This window comes from Actinophytocola xinjiangensis, assembly GCF_001921215.1.
Classification (GTDB): Bacteria; Actinomycetota; Actinomycetes; order Mycobacteriales; family Pseudonocardiaceae; genus Actinophytocola; species Actinophytocola xinjiangensis.
In genome coordinates this window covers 1-17003 of sequence record NZ_MSIF01000032.1, presented here as the reverse complement: position 1 = coordinate 17003, position 17003 = coordinate 1, and the positions used below count along the sequence as shown (strand labels likewise).

The following is a 17003-nucleotide window of genomic DNA, read 5'->3' as shown; positions in this document are numbered from 1 at the left end:
CGAGATCCCCGACACCGGCCAGCGTGACCAGCCGGAACCCCCGTCACCGGACGAGCCGGTGACCGAACCCCAGGCGGCCGCCGAACCGCCGGAGGGGTTCGAGCGCGCCTGACCCGCTGTCGTCCCGTACGGAAGGAAACACGTTGCTGAGCAAACACGCACTGGCCGCCGTCGCGGTCACCGCGCTGGCGTGGGGCGCCCTGGCGGTGCCGCCGGTCGCCGCCGCCCAACCACCGGAACCGCCGGCCGCCGCGCCGCAGGCCGCCCAGACCGCCGGGCCGGACCGCACCTGGACGGTCACGCTGATCACCGGCGACCGGGTCCGGCTGACCGAGTCCGGCGGGCGGTACACCGCGACCGCCGAGCCGGCGCGCCGGCCCAACGGGCACCAGCCGGTGTTCGACATCCGCTCCAGCCCCGAGCGGATCCTTGTCGTCCCCGACGACGCGCGGGCCGCGGTCGACGCCGGCGTCCTCGACCGGTCGCTGTTCGACGTGACCTACCTGGCGCGCAACGGCTACGCCGACGACAGCACCGGCGACGTGCCGGTGATCGTGCGCTACGACCGCGCCGCGCGGGCCTTCGCCACCGCCCAGGCCCTGCCGGCCAGCGACGCGACCCTGCCGCTGCCCAGTGTGCGCGGCGCCGCCCTCACCGTCGACAAGACCGCCGCCGGCGAGTTCTGGGCCGCGATCGACTCCGACACCACCACCGCCCCGGCGGCCAGGTCGCTGTCCGGCGGGATCAGCCAGGTCTGGCTCGACCGCAAGGTCACCGCCACCCTGGCCGACACCGTGCCGCTGATCGGCGCCCCGCAGGCCTGGGCGGCCGGCCTGGACGGCACCGGTGCCACGGTCGCCGTGCTGGACACCGGCGTCGACGCCGCCCACCCCGACCTGGCCGGCAAGATCGCCGCCAGCGCCAGCTTCATCCCCGGCGAGGAGGTCGCCGACGGGCACGGCCACGGCACGCACGTCGCGTCGACCGTCGCCGGCATCGGCGCGGCCAAGGGCGTCGCGCCCGGCGCGTCGCTGGTCATCGGCAAGGTGCTCAGCAACGCCGGGGAGGGCGCCGACTCCAGCGTCATCGCCGGCATGGAGTGGGCGGCCACCGAGATGGACGCCGACGTCGTGTCGATGAGCCTGGGCGCCGACCCGACCGACGGCACCGACCCGCTGGCGATGGCCGTGGAGTCCCTGTCGGCCAGCAGCGGCGCGCTGTTCGTCATCGCCGCCGGCAACACCGGCCCCGGCAAGGAAACGGTGTCCACGCCCGGCACCGCCGACTCGGCGCTGACCGTCGCGGCCACCAGCAAGACCGACACCCTGGCCGACTTCTCCTCCCGCGGCCCGAGGACCGGCGACGGCGCGCTCAAGCCCGACCTCGCCGCACCCGGCGTGGACGTCGTCGCGGCCCGCGCCGCCGGCACGGCCCTGGGCACCCCGGTCGACGACCGCTACACCAGCGCCTCCGGGACCTCGATGGCCACCCCGCACGTCGCCGGGGCGGCCGCGATCCTGGCGCAGGCCCACCCGGACTGGTCGGGCCAGCGGATCAAGGCCGCGCTGATGAGCACCGCCAAGGACACCGGCCACACCGTGTACGAGACCGGCGCCGGCCGGGTCGACCTCGCCCGCGCCACCGCCCAGCAGGTCACCGCCACCACGGTGAACGTGGACTTCGGCGTGATCCCCGAGGACGTGAACGACACGGCCTCCCGGGACGTCACCTACGCCAACGCCGGTGACACCGACGTGACCCTGGACCTGGCACCGGCCCTGCGCCGGGTCGGCGGCGACGACGCGAGCGGCTCGCTGTCCGCGCCCGCCTCGGTGACCGTCCCGGCCGGCGACAGCGCCACCGTCAGTGTGACCCTCGACCCGGCGGGCCTTGGCAAGGGCAACTACAGCGGCGCGCTGGTCGCCACCGCCGGTGACACGCGGGTCAGCACCCCGGTCGGTCTCGGCCGGGGCGCCAAGAAGGTCGTGCTGACGGTCAACACCCTCGGCTTCGACGGCAAGCCGGCCCCGCCCCCGATCCAGGACGGCCGGTCCTGGGGCGAGCTGATTCCCACGGTGTCGGCCGCGGACGTCGAGGACGTGTACTTCGTGGAGGGCACGTTCGTCGCCCCCGGCATCCGGCGCTACCTCGTCGAGCCGGGCACCTACAGCGTCACCCACAACCTGATCACCACGACCCGCGAGCTCGTGACCGACATGGTGTACCTGGTCAACCCGGAGGTGAAGGTCACCGGGGACACCGAGATCACCCTGGACGCCCGCGACGCGGTGCCGGTCGAGTTCCGCACCCCACGCCCCACCGACTCGCTGCACATCCTGCGCAACGTGGTCAGCTCGCACAGCGCCTGGAACGGCCTGATGGCCGGCAACCACCTCACCGGCCGGTGGAGCGGCCGCACCTGGGTGACCCCCACCCAGCGGGTGACCACCGGCAAGTACCTGTTCAACGCGCACGTCACGCTGACCAACCCGCAGGTGTCGATGCGCACCATCGGCAGGGGCGGGTTCGACCTGGACGTGACCCAGTTCGCCCGCGCCGACGAGGGCGTGACCTCCCCGGACGTCGGGATGCCGATCTTCCCCGATGGCAAACAGCGCCGGGAGCTGGTCCCGGTGAACCTGGCGCGGCCGGACGACATCGCGAAGGTGGACCTGCGCGGCAAGGTCGCCGTCCAGCGGATGGACCCGAACGAGCCGTTGTGGGAGGGCCACTCGTCCGGGTGCGTGATCACCGACGAACGGACCCAGTGGCTGCGCGACGCCGGCGCGGTCGGGGTGCTGTTCTACGTCGACACCCCGGATCCGGGCTGTGTGGGGTACTTCTTCGACGACGAGGACTCGGTCGTCGCGCTCCCGCTGGCCCGGTTGTCGCAGGCGTCGGGGGAGCGGCTGGCCGCGCGGCTGGCGGACGGTCCGGTGACCGTCGAGATCACCGGCCACCCGGAGACCGACTACACCTACCAGCTCAGCGAGTTCGTGACCCAGCGCGTGCCGAGGTCGATGACCTTCGAGTACGGCCGGCGGGACCTCGCCACGGTCGAGTCGTCGTTCCACACGGCCGACAACCTCGGCCGGGCGAAGGAGACCTGGCACACCTGGCGGCCGGAGGAGAACTTCAGCGCGTCCTCCTTCGACCTGTTCGCGGCGCCGTCGAAGCGGACCGTCTACTTCGGTGGGATGGACCCGGAGACGCTGTGGAGCGGGGCGGTGGAACTGCCCGGCGGGGCGGCTCCGGTGAAGTACAGCAGCTTCAGGGAGCCGACCACGTCCACCGCGCGCTGGGGTGCCGCCCCGCTGACGCCCGGCGCGGCGGCGTTCCCGCGCATCGCCGGTCTGCCGTGGCACGACTCGTGTTCGATGTGCCGGCTGGACGACGTGTTCGTGGCGCTGTACCAGCACATGCAGAGCGATGACATCTCCGGGAACTACGGCGGCTACCTCAACCTGAGCTCGCGGCTGTACCGCGACGGAAAGGAGCTGCCGAAGACCCAGCTGCCGGGTCTGCCGCCGGACTGGCCGGTGTACACGCTGCCGGCGGAGCCGGCCACCTACCGGCTGACCCAGACCCACGACAACACGAGTTCGGCGTGGACGTTCCGGTCCGGGCGGGTCAGCGAGCACACGGTGCCCTCGGGCCAGTACTGCCCGCCGGCGCTGTTCGACAACGGCGAGGTCGAGACCCCGTGCGCGCCGCAGCCGCTGGTGTTCGCCGGCTACGACTTCGGCGACAGCCAGGACCTGACCAACCGGGTCGCCGCCGGGGGCAAGCGTGACCTGCTGGTCCGCGCCTACCACTCGGTGTCGACGGGGCGGATGCCCGCGATCGGCGGGGTGAGGCTCTGGTACAGCACCGACGACGGCCGGACCTGGAAGGTGGCCAAGCTGCGCGGTGCGAAGGAACCCGGCACCTACCGGGCGACGCTCGACCTGCCCGCGCTCAAGCGGACCAGCGGTGCGGTCAGCCTGAAGGTCGAGGCCTGGGACACCGCCGGCAACCGGCTGGACCAGACCACGACCCGCGCGGTCACCCTGAAGTAGTGACCACCGGTGCGGCCGTCTCCACGGGGCGGCCGCACCGGTATACCGCCTGGTGTGGTGTGGGCCATCATCCCGTGCACACCAGGCCAATTTGGTATACCAATTGAGGGCATGAGACGTGTCGGCCTGTTTCTGCTCGGTGTCCTGCTGCTCGGCGCCTGCGCGGGTCCGCCCGAGCCGTCCCCGTCCCCGTCCCCGTCCCCGTCCCCGGCTCCGTCCACGACCACCCCGCCACCGGGCACCACGACCGAGGCCGCGCCCGATCCCCGGGCGACGCCCCGGCTGCTGGACGCTGTCGCCGCCGGGGACCTGGCGGCCGTGCGGGCGGCCATCGACGCCGGTGCCGACCCCGGGGCCCGCGACGGCGACGGACGCCCCGTCCTGGTCACCGCGACCAGGGCCAACCACGTGGAGATCGCCCGGGCACTGCTGGCGGCCGGCGCCGACCCGAACGCCACCGACGGGATCCAGGACTCGGCGTTCCTGTACGCGGGCGCCGAGGGCCGCGACGAGATCCTGCGGCTGACCCTCGACCACGGCGCGGACGTACGCGCCACCAACCGGTTCGGCGGCACCGCGCTCATCCCGGCCAGCGAGCACGGCCACGTCACGACCGTCCGGATCCTGATCGCCGCCGGGGTGCCGGTGAACCACGTCAACGACCTCGGCTGGACCGCCCTGCTGGAGGCGATCGTCCTGGGCGAGGGCGGCCCCGACCACGTCGCGGTCGTCGACCAGCTCCTGGCGGCCGGCGCCGACCCCGGCATCGCCGACCGCGAGGGCCGCCTGCCGCGCCAGCTCGCCGCCGACCGCGGCCTGGACGAGATCGTCGCGCTGATCGACCGCCGGCGCTAGTGTCCCGGCTGGTGCCCGTCGTCGGGCACGAAGTAGTCCGGGTGGCGCTGTTCGAAGGCGACCAGGTGATCCAGCACCAACCGCAGGTGCTCGGCCATGACCGCGCGCGCCCGCTCGGGCCGACCGGCGAACAGGTGCTCGACGATGTCGGCGTGCTGGCCGGTCAGCTCGGCGCGCAACGTGGGCTCGGGCAGGCTCAGCATCCGCACCCGGTCCAGGTGTGCCTTGGCCGACTGCACCACCGGCCACACCCCGTGGTGGCCGGCGATCTCCAGCAGCGACAGGTGCAGGTCCTCGTCCAGGGCGAACCAGCGGTGCTGGTCACCGTCGGCGGCCGCGGCCCGCTGGGCGTCGAGCAGGCCGCGCAGCGCCAGCGCGTCGGAGTCGGTGGCGTGCTTGGCGAAGTCGGGCAGCGACGCCAGTTCCAGGGTCTCCCGGATGAACTGGGCCTCACGCACGTCCCGGGGGTTGATCCGCGACACGAAGGTCCGCAGCTGCGGCACCACCTCGACCAGACCGTCGTCGGCGAGCCGGATCAGCGCCTCGCGGACCGGGGTGCGGCTCACGCCGTACTCGCCGGCCAACTCGTTCTCCGACAGCGCCTGCCCCGGCACCAGGTCCAGCGAGACGATCGCCTGCCGGATCAACGCGTAGACCTGGTCGCGCACGCTGCCCCCGCGTGCCACCTCGATCCGTGACCGCCGCGCCATGTGTCCCCTCTCCACCAGTGGGGCACAAGTATGGCGGCCTCACCCCGACAGCGCCGGGATGCTGCGCACGGCGAGGAACACGCCGCTGCCCACGATCACGACCGGTGCCAGCACCGGCAGGTTGCGGCCCACCCAGCCCAGTCTCCCGTCGGCGCCGGCGAGCCGGTCACCGCCGCGCGCCAGCAGCCACCCCACGGCCGACAGGCACACCGCCATCCCGACCCCGTAGGCCAGGACGAACACCACCCCGTAGGCCGACCGCCCGGTCGCCTGCGCGCCCAGCAGCACCAGCAGCGCCGACGGGCTGGGCACCAGCCCACCGGCGATCCCGAACCCCACCAGTCCGCCGAACCGCCGGTTCCCGTGCCCGTGCGCATGTCCGTGGCCGTGGCCATGCCCGTGACCGTGGCCGTGTCGGCGGCGGGCGCGGATCAGCAGCGCCACCCCGAGGAGCGCGATCAGCGTGCCGTGCCCGAGACCCAGCCACGGGTAGACCGCGTCCGGCGCGGTGAGCGCCGAGACCGACACCAGCGCCGCGAGCACGAACACCCCGATGGTGTGCGTCGCGGTCACCGACGCGCCGACCACCACCGCGTCCCGCAGCGAACCCCGGGTCCCGGTCAGGTACAGCGCCATCAACGTCTTGCCGTGCCCCGGGGTCAGCGCGTGCCCGGCCCCCAGCGCCGCCGCCAGCAACACCCCGAGCACCGCCGGCAGCCCGGCGTACCCGGCGTCGCCCGCCGTCGGGGCCGCCGGCACCTGCTCGGCCGCCGCGCCACCGCCGGCCTCCACGCCGAACGACGCGGTGTCCACCCGTTCCGGGTCGCCGTCGGGGTAGCGGGCGAGCAGGTCGGTGGCGCTGCGCCGTGGCACGGTCGATCCGGTGAGCCGGGTGCGGTCGCCGACCGCGGTCACCTCCCGCCAGCCGACCCGGTCCCGCTCGGCGTGGTCGGCGTAGTCCAGCCGGTGCCCGGCCACCGCCAGTGTGTCCGAAGTGGACAGGCGGCACTCCAGTCGGACGGTCCGCAGGCCCTCGTTGCCCGGCAGGACGAACACCGTCGACCCGGTCACCGCCAGCGGCACCCGCTCGCCGTCCAGCGACAGCTCCAGCGCCGCCGCGTAGGTCGCGCAGTGCTCGGCGCCGTAGGCCGGCCGGCCCCGGCCGTCGATCGTGGCCAGTGCCGGCACCGACGGGACCTCCGCCAGGTCCGCGACGAACAACACCCGCACCGCGTCCGGCGACACCCGCAACGCCGAGGCGTGGTTGACGCTCAACTCACCCAGCGGGTGCGCGGCCGCCTGCCCGGCGAACAACAGCAGGAACACCCACACCGCCCCGACGAGCGCCGCGACCCTCATCGCCGCCCACCGCGTCGCCGCCTGGCCAGCGCGCCGGCCACCCCGGCGAACAGCACCAGCGCGCCGATCCCACCGATCCACAGCACCCCCGCCACCCCACCGGACTCCGGCGCCGCCACCGGGTCCGGCAGCGCGCCGGGCACCGGGTAGGGGGTGATCGAGGTCGCGATGAACAGTTCCTCCGGCCGCCGCGCCGGGACCTCCATCGCCCCGATCGCCAGGAACGGCGGGATGTCCTCCTCGGGCACCAGCGGATCGGCCGTCCCCGGCCGGTAACGCAACAACCCCCGGCTGGTCCCGAGCAACACACCGTCCGATGTGGACAACGCGACCAGCACGGCCAGCCCCTCGGTGCCCGGCACCACCGCGTAGGCCCCGCCGCCGGTCCTGGCGTACGCGCCGTCGCCGGTGCAGGCGACCTCCAGGTCGCCGTGGCGCACCGAGGCCACCACCGGGTGCCCGGCGACCTCGGCCACCGGCGCCAGCCCGTGGTCGCCGTCGGCGAAGGTCGCGCCGCCGTCGAGCGAGTGGTGCCAGCCGCGTTCGGCGCGGACCAGCACCGTGTCCCCGTCCCTGGTCAACGCCAGCGGCTCGGCCGGCAGGACCCGGTCCCAACGCGACAGGTCCGCCGGCGCCCGGAACAGCCCACCCGAGCCGCCGGCCAGCACCGAGCCGCCGGCCGGGTCCTCGCTGACCACCCGCACCCGCTCGCCGATCGCCGCCGGCCCGACCCTGGTCCAGGTGTTGCCGAGGTCCTCGCTGCGCAGCAGGCCACGGTCGGTGGCCTCCCACACCCTCGGCGGGCTCGGCGCCGACACGTCGAACACCGTGCCCACCGGGTGCCGCCGGTTGAGGTCGAACCAGATCCGCCCGCCGTCCACGCTGCGGTAGGCGCTGCCCCAGTTGCCGTGCGGGTGCCCGCCCGCCTGGCCGGCGGGCAGCCCGCCGGCCAGGAGCAGCGCCGAGACCAGCACGGTCAGCACCCGCCTCATGGCAGCTGCCGCACCCCGATCGCGTCGTACACCAGCCACGAGCCGGACGGCCGGGAGATCGTCACCACGTTCTCCCCGGCACGCAGGTCCACCGCCGGCAGCGTCACGTTCACCGTCACCGGCCGGATCCCGCCGTACTCGTTGGGCTCGCCGTCGCCCCAGTGGAACCCGTCCCCGCCGCCCGGCGGCAGGATCCGCGCCTCACCGTCGGCCCCGTTGAGCCCGACCCGGATCGCCGGCGGGTGGAAGTTGTTGGTGTCCAACAACCACGCGGTGAACGTCAGGTCGGCGGTCGGCTTGTCCGGCAGGGTGAACCGGAACGTCGCCGGATGGTCGCGGCTGTCCGCCCACGAGTCCTGCGGCCCCGGCTGGACGTAGCTCCACCCGGTCGCCGGATCCTCGCCGGCGGTCAGGTCCACCCCGTCCGGGAACGTCGCGGCGAACCGCTCGTAGCCGGCGGGGGAGAGCGCGAACTCCGCCGTGCTCTCGTCCGGCGCACCGACCAGCACCACCGGCCGGCTCACCGACGCCGGCAGCGGCGCCGTCGTTCCCGGTGCCCCACCGGCGATCCGCAGCTCCAGGCGGTGCTCGCCGAACGAGCCGGCCGGCGGCGTGAGGTCCACCGGCACCGTCCTGGACTGGCCGGGCTCCAGCGCCACCTCGCCGCCACCGCCCACCGTCCAGCCGTCGGGCACGTCCAGGCCCACCGTCGGCGTCACCGGCCGGGGCAGGTTGTTGGTCACCGTCACCTGGACCCGCTGCCGGGTGCCCTCGACCAGGTCCAGCTCGTCGGGCGTGGCCACCACGTCGACCGGGTTGACCACCGTGAGCGCCAGCTTCGAGGGCAGCGTCGACACCTGGCCCAGGTCGGCGGAGGCGGTCAGCACCGTCTCGCCCGGGGTCGCGCCGGCCGGCACGGCCACCGTGAACCGGGCGTCGAACGTGGCACCCGGGCGCAGGTCCGGGACCTGGACCCGTGACGGTGACACCGGGAACGGCCCGGTCAGCGCCACCGACCCGCGCACCGTGCGGTTGCCGTCGTTGCGCAGCTGAGCGGTGACCACCGTCGACTCGCCCCGGGCGACGACCGGGTTGGCCGCCCGCGTGGTCAACGACAGCTCCGGCTGCACGAGCACGGTGACGATGCCGCTCGCCTCGACCGGCACCCGCACGGTCCTTCCGTTGACCGGCAACGGTTCCAGCGGCCGTTCGGTGGCGTCGGCCAGCTGCGCCGCACCGACCTTGAACGGCAGCGTGACGCTGGTCGTACCGTCCTCACCGGCGACCTCCAGCAGCCGCACGGTGATCCCCGGCGCGCCGTCGTCGGCCCGCTTGACCGTCTGCACGGTCACCCCGGGCCGGTCGACCGACACCAGCGACCGGGCACCCGGCTGGTAGGCGCCCTGCTGGCGGCCAGGCACGCCGACACCGCGCAGCGTCGAGTGCACCTCGGCGCCGAACCGGGTGGCCCGCACGGCGGCGTCCCGGTCGTCCGGGCCGTGGCTGCCGATCGCGTACCGGAAGGTCACCGGACCTTCCTGGGCGATGCGGTAGTTGGTGCCCCACAGGTTGTTGTGCGTGTAGGAGAACACCGAGCCGCTCTCGGGCCGGTACCGGTCGGCGTCCAGGTCGACCTCGACGCCGTCGAGCCGGCCCGGCCGGGCGACCCACTCCTGGGTGCGGATCCGGTCGAACTCGACCATCGGCGCGCTCGGCGCGGAGAACAGCACCCCGCCCTTGTCGTTGGACAGGTTGGCGTAGCGGCCGATGGCCTGCCAGTCCATGGCCGCGCCGGGCATCTGGTCGTCGAAGAACCGGACCGAGGCGGCCGGGATCTCGTAGGTCACGTCCGGGTCGTCGACCTCGAACGGGAACGCGTAGTACGCCTCCTCGGCGGTCTCCACCCTGGTCTTGTCGACGGTGTTGGCGATGTCGACACGCGGCACGCCGTCGGTCAGGGTGATCCGCTCGGTGAGCGCCGCCACGCCGCTGACCGCGCCGCCCGGCCCCGGGTCGTGGGTGACCTCCAGGGTCGCGGTCACCGGCCCGCGCGAGACCACCCGGACCTTCGCGTCCTGGGGAGTCCACTGCCGGCTGTCCGAGGACGGCTTGTCGTTCCACTTGTTCGCCCCGGCGTCGTTGGGCCGGTACAGGAACTGGTTGGCCTTGAACTGCGAGCCCTGGTCGATCAGCTCCCGGCCGGTCCGTTTGTCCACGATGGACGCGATGGCGCCGGTCCGCTCGTCAAGGCGCAGCCGGTAGTACTGGTTCTCCATCCCGTGTTCGTCGACCCGCAGGCTGGTGCCGGAGCCGCCCCGGTCGTCGGCTCTGGCCGGGCGCAGCCCGTAGGTGCGGTAGCCGACGGCCGGTACGTCCTTGGCCAGGAACCGGATCGTCACCTTCCCGCCGGTGCGCGACACCGTCTCGTAGGCCACCTCCCGGTCACCGTCGACCAACCGGAACGGCCGTTCGCCCAGCCGGCCGACGTCCACGGTCGTGGTCACCAGCCCGTCGCGTTGCCAGGACTGGGAGTTGAACACCGCGACCGACGGCCACGGCCCGGCGTTGGACACCTGGCCCGACAGGTCGGCCAGCGAGTCACCCAGCGCCCGGCGCGAGAGCGCGTCGGCGTCCTCGGCGAAGGCTCGCTTCACCGGCCACTGCGGGTCGTCCCAGGTCGGGCCGGACGCGCCCCAGGTGTGCTCGGTGTACAGCTCGGCCTGGCGGTAGGCCTCGTCCAGCGTCGGCTGGCGGGTCGGCGCGGTCGGGGTGGTCAGGCCGGCCAGCGCGCCAAGCGTCTCGGCGTCGGCCGTGCGGTCCTGCGCGTCGCGGGTCAGCGCGGTCTCGCGCGCCGAGGACCCGGCACCGTCCACCCACCAGTCCGACCAGTCGCCCCGGTTGACCGGCAGGTCCTCGACCCGGTCCCGCTTCTCCAGCTCACCGAAGAACCGGCTCGGCGTCGACACGACGACCTTGGGCGAGGTGTAGGTCTCGTTGAACCGCTTGGCGAAGTCCGACAGGCCCAGCTGGGCGGGGATGTTGTCCAGCCGGAACATGGCCAGGTACAGGTCCTGGTCGAACCCGGTCTCCTGCACGGTCGCCAGCCGCTCGGCGATGTTGTCCACCGACTGGCCGAAGTCGCCCAGCGGGTTGCCGCCGGGGAACAGGCCGTAGGCCTCGACGTAGCTGGTGTCCGGGCTGGTGTACCAGGTCAGCACCCGGTCGCCGTTGGGTGCCTCCCACCAGAACAGGCCCGGTTTGTTCGACTGCGGCGAGTGCGGTGCCCTGGTCGGGTTGTGCCCCACCACCAGGTACTTGACGCCGGCCTTGTGCAGGGCCTGCACGTACTGCCAGGTGACGGCGGGGGAGTCGTTCTCGAACGCGGTCACCACGTCGGTGTCGAACCGCTGCTCGAACTTCTTGGCCCCGGCGTAGACCATCCGCACCAGCTGCTCGCCGGTCTGCAGGTCGTGCAGGTTGTTGTCGTAGGAGGCGGTGATCTCGATCTGCTCGTCGCGGATGCAGGCGGCCAGCCGGTCGAGCTGGCTCTGCGGCCGCTCGCGCACGTAGTTGTCCAGCGTCCACATGCTCTCGATGCCCCACCGGAACTTCGCCGCGTCCGGGTAGTCCTTGGTGTTCTCGCAGCCGGTGACGGCCTGGTCGAGGAACTCGTTCTGCTGGCGCTGCACCACCGACTGCAGGCCGGTGTAGCCGATGTCGAGGTGGCTGCCGTGGTCGATGTGGAACTCCCAGCGGCGCTGGTAGGGCAACCGCGCGGTCAGCTCGGTGACGCCGGAGCCGGCCGAGACGGTCACCGGTACCGGGTCGCCGCCGGGGTTGGGCGCCACGGCGATCCGCTGGGTGGAGGTCCCCGACGGGACGGTCAGCGTGGTGGCGGTGTCCTGTCCGCCGAGGGTGGCGGTGAAGGTGGTCTCCACGGCCGGGCCGTCGTTGGTGACCGACACGTCGACGAGTTGGCGTTCGGCGCCGTCGCGGTCGACGAACAGGACGGTGGGGGCGAGTGAGTCGAGGGTGATGCCGGGCGGGACGCCGTCGGCCGCCACCAGCTCGATCTGGTCGTAGACCGACCACGAGCCGGTGGCGTTGGTCAGGGTGAACACGTTCTCGCCGGCGCGCAGGCTGGCGGCCGGGACGAAGATCCTCGCGGTGGACGGCTTGACGCCGCTGTCGCCGAGGTGTCCGGTTCCGCCGCCGCGCGGCAGCTGGCGCGAGCCGATGGCCTGGCCGTTGACGGTGACGTCCAGCCGGGGCGGCGAGGCCTGCTGGGTGTCCAGGTAGTGCATCGTCAGGTACGCCGACGTGATCTGCGCGGCGGTCAGTGTCGCGCGCAGGGTGAAGGTGTGCGTCCTGTTGCCGGCCCAGCCGTCGATGGGCCCGGGGTGGACGTAGGGGAGTTGGCCGGCCGCGCCGTCGCCGACGGTGACGTCGGCGCCGTCGGGGAACGCGGCCGCGTAGCCCTGCCAGCCGTCGGGCCCGAGGGCGAACTCGGCGGCCGAGGTGTCGACGGTGCCGACGGTGAACACGGCGTCGGCGGCCGAGGCGATGCCCGGCGGGGTGATGGTGGTGATCAGCACGGTGGCGAGGGCGGCGAACCCCGCTCTGATTCGTAACCGCGAGGTTCGTCGGGCCCGTCGCATGGAAGGCCTCCCACTTCGTCGTGTGACCTGTCCGAACTGTGCTTGTAGACTAGTATACTAGTACGGCGCCAACAAGACCGTGGCGTCAACGGCCCGTGTTGTCGCACCCGGGTGGACCCGCCCACCAACGAGTGAATCCGTTCCGTCCACAACGGACTCGGTACGGTTCAACGGATGCGACGTTCCCTGACCACCGCGTTCGTGGCGGCCACCGTCACCGCCTTCGCCGCCGGCACCGCGGGTGCCCAGCCGGGCCACACCGCCAGCTCCACCCTCGTCGAACTGTCCATCGACGACGCGCCGGCCGCCGGCGTGACCGGCTTCGGCGGAACCCTCGGCCACGTGCGGGCGGACCCGAGCGAGGTCGTCTCCTGGGACAAGAGCGACCCGGACGGCGTCCTGCCGTTCCTGAACGGGTGGTACGGCGGCACCCCCGGTACCGCCAACTCGACCGCTCAGGTCGACGAGCCGAGCGGCACCCACCGCGCGGAGGCCACCGGCAGCGGCGTCGGCCTCCGGCTCACCCCCGACGCCAACAACCTGATCAGCTTCGGCTCGGTCCACACCTGGGCCCAGTGCACCCACGCACCCGCGCAGGAGACCGAACAGGCCTACGCCGCCACCGACTCCAACCAGGCCTACCTGTTCGACGACGTCACCCGCCCGCTGACCGACGGAGCGCAGACGGTACGCACCGACGGCGCCGAACTCGGCCTGCCCGCCGTCGGCTCCGCCACGCTGATCGTGACCATCGACCACATCGAGCGGACCGCGCCGGGCTCCGCGCACGCCGCCATCGAGATCCACGTGACCGCCGTCCTGGAGGACACCGACGGCCGGGTGATCTACGCCGGCTCGCTGCTGGACGCCACCATCGGCGAGGTCACCGTCCAGTGCACGGCCGACGTCCCGGTCACCACCACGACCACCTCCCCACCGACGCCCCCGACGACGACCACCGCCGTCCCCACCACCACGACCGGGACGACGACCGGGACCCCGCCGACCTCCGGCACCTCCACCGGTGCGCCCACCTCCTCGGGCGTGGTCACCCCCGGAGGCGGTCGTCCGCTCGCGAACACCGGTCTGCCGCTGGTGATCCCGGGCGCGGTCGGCCTGGCACTGGCCATCGGCGGCGCGTGGCTGCTGCTGCGCCAGCGCCGGTCAGCCCGACGGGGATGACCGGCGGCTCAGCCCCCGCCGCGGTGGCGCACCACCCAGGTGTCGGCCTCGCGGTAGGGGGCCGCCGCCGACTCCCACAACACGTCGGTGGCGCCGAACATCCGCACCGGGCCGGTGAGCGACACCGTCCCGGCGCGGCGGAACGACTCGGCGACCCCACGGTCGACGCCCGACAGGTACAGCCGGCCCCCGGCCGCGCCCAGCGCGCGGGCGTAGTCGGCCGCCAGGGCGAGGAACGTCGCGCCGAGCGAGGTGCGGCCGCGCAGCCGCAGCACCAGCACCGCGCCCACCGTCCCCGCCGGGTCGGGCAGCCGGGCACGCAGGTTGCCCGCGCCGGCGAACAACAGGCTGCCGTACACGTCGAGCACGGTGATCTCGTGGCTGGTCAGCGTCGCCGGCACCGGCACCTCGGTGCACCGGCCGTCGGCGCGCGGCACCACCTCGACCACCCGCAGGTCGACACCGTCCCGGTTGAGCTGGAGCAGCAGCGACAGCGCGACCCCGACGAACACCGCCGCCGCGACCGGCAGCAGCAGCGCCGCCAGGAACACCGTCACCGCCGCGAGCCGCGACAGCCCTCCGGTGCGCAGGACCGTCGCCAGCTCACCCGGCCGGGACGACCGCGCCGCCGCGACGACCAGCACCGCCGCCAGCGCCGGCAGGGCGACGTGCCCGATCACCCCGGAGAACAGCACGAGGATCGCCAGCACCCCCACACCCGACCAGACCGCCGCCCACCGGGTCCGCGCGCCGGCGGCCCGGTTGAGAGCGGTGCCCCCGGCCGACCCGCCGACCGGCAGGCCACCGACCAGCCCGGCGGCCACGTTCGCCGCGCCCTGGGCCAGGAAGTCGCGGTCGGCGTGGACCCGCGACCCGTCGGGGTTCGGCGTGGTCTCACCGATCGCGGCGCCGCGCACCAGCACGATCACCGCCACCGCGATCCCGCCGGCCACCAGGTCCGGCGAGAACAGGCCGAGGTCGGGCAGCAGCGGCAGCGGGCCGGCGTCGCCGATCGTGGCCACCCCGTCGAGTCCGGCGAGCAGCACCACCGCGCTCGGCACCGCCAGCGCGACCAGCGCCCCGACGACCGCGAACCGCGTGCGGGCCACCGCCACCATGATCACCAGCGCGCCCAGCCCGACCACCGCCGTCGCCCCGTCGATCCTCGCCGGGGCGAGCAGCACGTCGAACCCTCTGACCAGCGGGACGGCGCCCTCGGCCGGCGCACCGAGCAACCCGGGCAACTGGCCGGCGACGATGGAGACCGCGACGCCGCCGAGGAAGCCGAGCACCACCGACTGGGACACGAACCGCAGGTACCGCCCCAGCCGGGCGAGTCCCACGACGAGCGCCGCCACCCCGGCGACCAGCGTCAGCAGCACCAGCGCCGCCGGCCGCTGCGCCGGGGCGAGCGGGGCGACCACCGACCCGGCGGCCAGCGCCGCCGCACCGGTGGTGCTGACGATCATCAGCCGGGTGCTGGAGCCCAGCCCACCGGCGACCGGACCCACGATCGCGGCGTACACACCGTGCAGCGGGTTGACCCCGGCCAGGGCGGCGGCGGCCATCCCGTCCGGGACGGCGCGCACCGCGCCGGTCAACCCCGCCAGCGCGTCCTGCCGCCGGTTCCGCCGCCGGTTCTGGAAGCCGGGCGCGACCCTGGCGACGCGTTCCCGGCGGGGCGTCTGCTGCCGGAAGCCGGTCATCATCGTGGCCGTTGGCCGGTGCGCCGGTTGCGCCGGATCAGCAACCCGATCACCAGCCCGATGAGCAGGGTGACCAGCAACGTCATCCACAGCGGCGCGGACATCGAGATGTTGAACAGCTCGATGGTCGCCTTCTGCCGGTTCTGCAGTACGAAGATCAGGGCGATGGCGGCGATCACCAGCGCCACCCAGATGTTCGCCGGGACCGATCGCAGCCAGCCGACGAAACCGCGCTTGTCCCTGGTGTCAGGACCGTTCATGTCGTGCTCCCTCCGGCCGGCGCTCCTGCGGGACAACGTGGACCTCCCGGCCGCCGAACTCCTCATCCGCTGCGGGTGAAACGGCCTGTCGGGGCGGCCACCTCACCCCGGGAGGGTGATGGCGGCCGGCCGGTGGGATGTGACGGTGCGGCGGTCGCCTCGTGAAGGAGGTCCCATGACCGAGTCCCCGGGCTTTTCCGCCGGCGCGCTGCCGAGGTCGTCGGCGGGCGCGGCCGCGAGGTGGAACCGCACCCAGGCCGCCCACCGCACGCCGAAGATGGTCAACGGCGTGCTGTCGGTGCTCGTCGGGATCGCGATGCTGGTCTGGCCCAACGCCTCGCTGGTGGTGGTCGCCGTGCTGATCGCGATCACCCTGGCCGTCAACGGCATCGTGCAGATCCTGGTCGCGGTCACCGGTCACGACGCGACCGGCGGCCGGCGCCTGCTCGGCGGTGTGCTCGGCGCGCTGTCGCTGCTGGCCGGTGCGCTGTGCCTGCGCGCGCCGCTGCAGACCCTGGCGCTGCTGGCCGTGCTGATCGGCTCGTGGTGGATCGTCACCGGTGTCCTGACCCTGGTCGGCGCCCTGGCCAACGACGGCGGCCGGCGCGGCTGGTCGGCGTTCGGCGGCGCGGTGGCCCTGGTCGCCGGGCTGGTGGTGCTGCTCCAGCCCGGCATGTCCCTGCGGACGCTGGCGGTGACCGTCGGCATCGCGCTGGTGGTGATCGGCGTGCTGATCTGTCTGGACGCGGCCCGCGCGCCGGTATGAAGGTCGTGCGTGTGCACCCCGGTGCGGTACCGGCCGAGCCGCGGCGGACACCGGGCGGCCGGGCGCGGTGTCTCGCCCTGGCCGACCAGACCGGCCCGCCGGCCGGCTGACGGCGTGCTGTGAACCGGTCAGCGCGCCGGCGGCCGGTCGAGGACCCGGATGACCGCCAGGCACAGCGCCACCGCCAGCGCGAGCAGCGCCACCGCGACCGCGCCCGGCCGGTCGAGGAACACGAACACCACCGCCGCCGCCCCGACCACCAGCCAGCGCAGCGGTCCCCGGTTGGCGTGCACCCAGCGCCCGACCGGACCGGGCCGCCCGATCGCCCGGCGCAGCCGCACGGCGGCGGGCGCCGGCCCGGTCAGGAACGCCACGAGCGCCACCACCACGTGCCCACCCTCGCCGCGCTCGACCATCGCCGGCAGGAAGGCGCGCAGCGTGTGGATGACGCCCCACA

10 protein-coding genes and 1 pseudogene are annotated in these 17003 nt (G+C 73.9%); 4 read left to right on the top strand and 7 right to left on the bottom strand.

Annotated elements, in window-relative coordinates:
• Window positions 1-143 precede the first annotated feature (143 nt).
• Both BLA60_RS37255 and BLA60_RS37250 read left to right on the top strand, forming a co-directional pair.
• On the top strand, window positions 144-4058 hold the full coding sequence (locus tag BLA60_RS37255) for a S8 family serine peptidase (protein WP_084735923.1): 3915 nt from the start codon (window positions 144-146) through the stop codon (window positions 4056-4058).
• Between the two features lie 111 nt (window positions 4059-4169).
• On the top strand, window positions 4170-4913 hold the full coding sequence (locus tag BLA60_RS37250) for an ankyrin repeat domain-containing protein (RefSeq protein WP_084735922.1): 744 nt from the start codon (window positions 4170-4172) through the stop codon (window positions 4911-4913).
• On the opposite strand, the gene BLA60_RS37245 is transcribed toward BLA60_RS37250, so the two are convergent.
• The 4 genes from BLA60_RS37245 to BLA60_RS37230 are packed head-to-tail and all read right to left on the bottom strand — an operon-like array spanning window position 4910 to window position 12632.
• On the bottom strand, window positions 4910-5623 hold the full coding sequence (locus BLA60_RS37245) for a GntR family transcriptional regulator (protein ID WP_075137789.1): 714 nt from the start codon (window positions 5621-5623) through the stop codon (window positions 4910-4912). The genes BLA60_RS37250 and BLA60_RS37245 overlap by 4 nt on opposite strands.
• Window positions 5624-5662: 39 nt before the next feature.
• A complete protein-coding gene (locus BLA60_RS37240) occupies window positions 5663-6982 on the bottom strand; it encodes an urease accessory protein UreH domain-containing protein (protein ID WP_075137788.1) in 1320 nt (439 codons plus the stop codon).
• Window positions 6979-7974, bottom strand: a complete 996-nt coding sequence (locus tag BLA60_RS37235) for a WD40/YVTN/BNR-like repeat-containing protein (protein ID WP_154814860.1) — start codon at window positions 7972-7974, stop codon at window positions 6979-6981. Before BLA60_RS37235 ends, BLA60_RS37240 begins: the two co-directional genes overlap by 4 nt.
• The gene (locus tag BLA60_RS37230; RefSeq protein WP_084735919.1) at window positions 7971-12632 is read right to left on the bottom strand and encodes a glycoside hydrolase family 38 N-terminal domain-containing protein; all 4662 of its coding nucleotides are present in this window, start codon (window positions 12630-12632) and stop codon (window positions 7971-7973) included. The genes BLA60_RS37235 and BLA60_RS37230 overlap by 4 nt, the downstream gene beginning before the upstream one ends.
• Window positions 12633-12806: 174 nt before the next feature.
• On the opposite strand from BLA60_RS37230, the gene BLA60_RS37225 reads away from it, so the two are divergent.
• The gene (locus BLA60_RS37225; protein WP_075137785.1) at window positions 12807-13814 is read left to right on the top strand and encodes a hypothetical protein; all 1008 of its coding nucleotides are present in this window, start codon (window positions 12807-12809) and stop codon (window positions 13812-13814) included.
• Window positions 13815-13822: 8 nt separating this feature from the next.
• On the opposite strand, the gene BLA60_RS37220 is transcribed toward BLA60_RS37225, so the two are convergent.
• Together BLA60_RS37220 and BLA60_RS37215 are read right to left on the bottom strand one after the other, a co-directional pair.
• Window positions 13823-15520, bottom strand: coding sequence for a SulP family inorganic anion transporter (locus BLA60_RS37220; RefSeq protein WP_075137784.1), 1698 nt, complete (start codon window positions 15518-15520; stop codon window positions 13823-13825).
• Window positions 15520-15780, bottom strand: coding sequence for a LapA family protein (locus tag BLA60_RS37215; RefSeq protein WP_075137783.1), 261 nt, complete (start codon window positions 15778-15780; stop codon window positions 15520-15522). The genes BLA60_RS37220 and BLA60_RS37215 overlap by 1 nt, the downstream gene beginning before the upstream one ends.
• Window positions 15781-15955: 175 nt before the next feature.
• On the opposite strand from BLA60_RS37215, the gene BLA60_RS37210 reads away from it, so the two are divergent.
• Window positions 15956-16546, top strand: coding sequence for an HdeD family acid-resistance protein (locus BLA60_RS37210; protein WP_075137782.1), 591 nt, complete (start codon window positions 15956-15958; stop codon window positions 16544-16546).
• Window positions 16547-16674: 128 nt separating this feature from the next.
• Here the strand turns inward: BLA60_RS37210 and BLA60_RS44450 are convergent.
• Window positions 16675-17003, bottom strand: a pseudogene (locus tag BLA60_RS44450) (hypothetical protein); the annotation flags it as partial.

Coding starts and splice junctions, on each gene's coding strand:
- BLA60_RS37250 (WP_084735922.1), top strand. CDS start 4,170: ATGAGACGTGTCGGCCTGTTTCTGCTCGGTGTCCTGCTGCTCGGCGCC.
- BLA60_RS37245 (WP_075137789.1), bottom strand. CDS start 5,623: ATGGCGCGGCGGTCACGGATCGAGGTGGCACGCGGGGGCAGCGTGCGC.
- BLA60_RS37240 (WP_075137788.1), bottom strand. CDS start 6,982: ATGAGGGTCGCGGCGCTCGTCGGGGCGGTGTGGGTGTTCCTGCTGTTG.
- BLA60_RS37235 (WP_154814860.1), bottom strand. CDS start 7,974: ATGAGGCGGGTGCTGACCGTGCTGGTCTCGGCGCTGCTCCTGGCCGGC.
- BLA60_RS37230 (WP_084735919.1), bottom strand. CDS start 12,632: ATGCGACGGGCCCGACGAACCTCGCGGTTACGAATCAGAGCGGGGTTC.
- BLA60_RS37225 (WP_075137785.1), top strand. CDS start 12,807: ATGCGACGTTCCCTGACCACCGCGTTCGTGGCGGCCACCGTCACCGCC.
- BLA60_RS37220 (WP_075137784.1), bottom strand. CDS start 15,520: ATGACCGGCTTCCGGCAGCAGACGCCCCGCCGGGAACGCGTCGCCAGG.
- BLA60_RS37215 (WP_075137783.1), bottom strand. CDS start 15,780: ATGAACGGTCCTGACACCAGGGACAAGCGCGGTTTCGTCGGCTGGCTG.
- BLA60_RS37210 (WP_075137782.1), top strand. CDS start 15,956: ATGACCGAGTCCCCGGGCTTTTCCGCCGGCGCGCTGCCGAGGTCGTCG.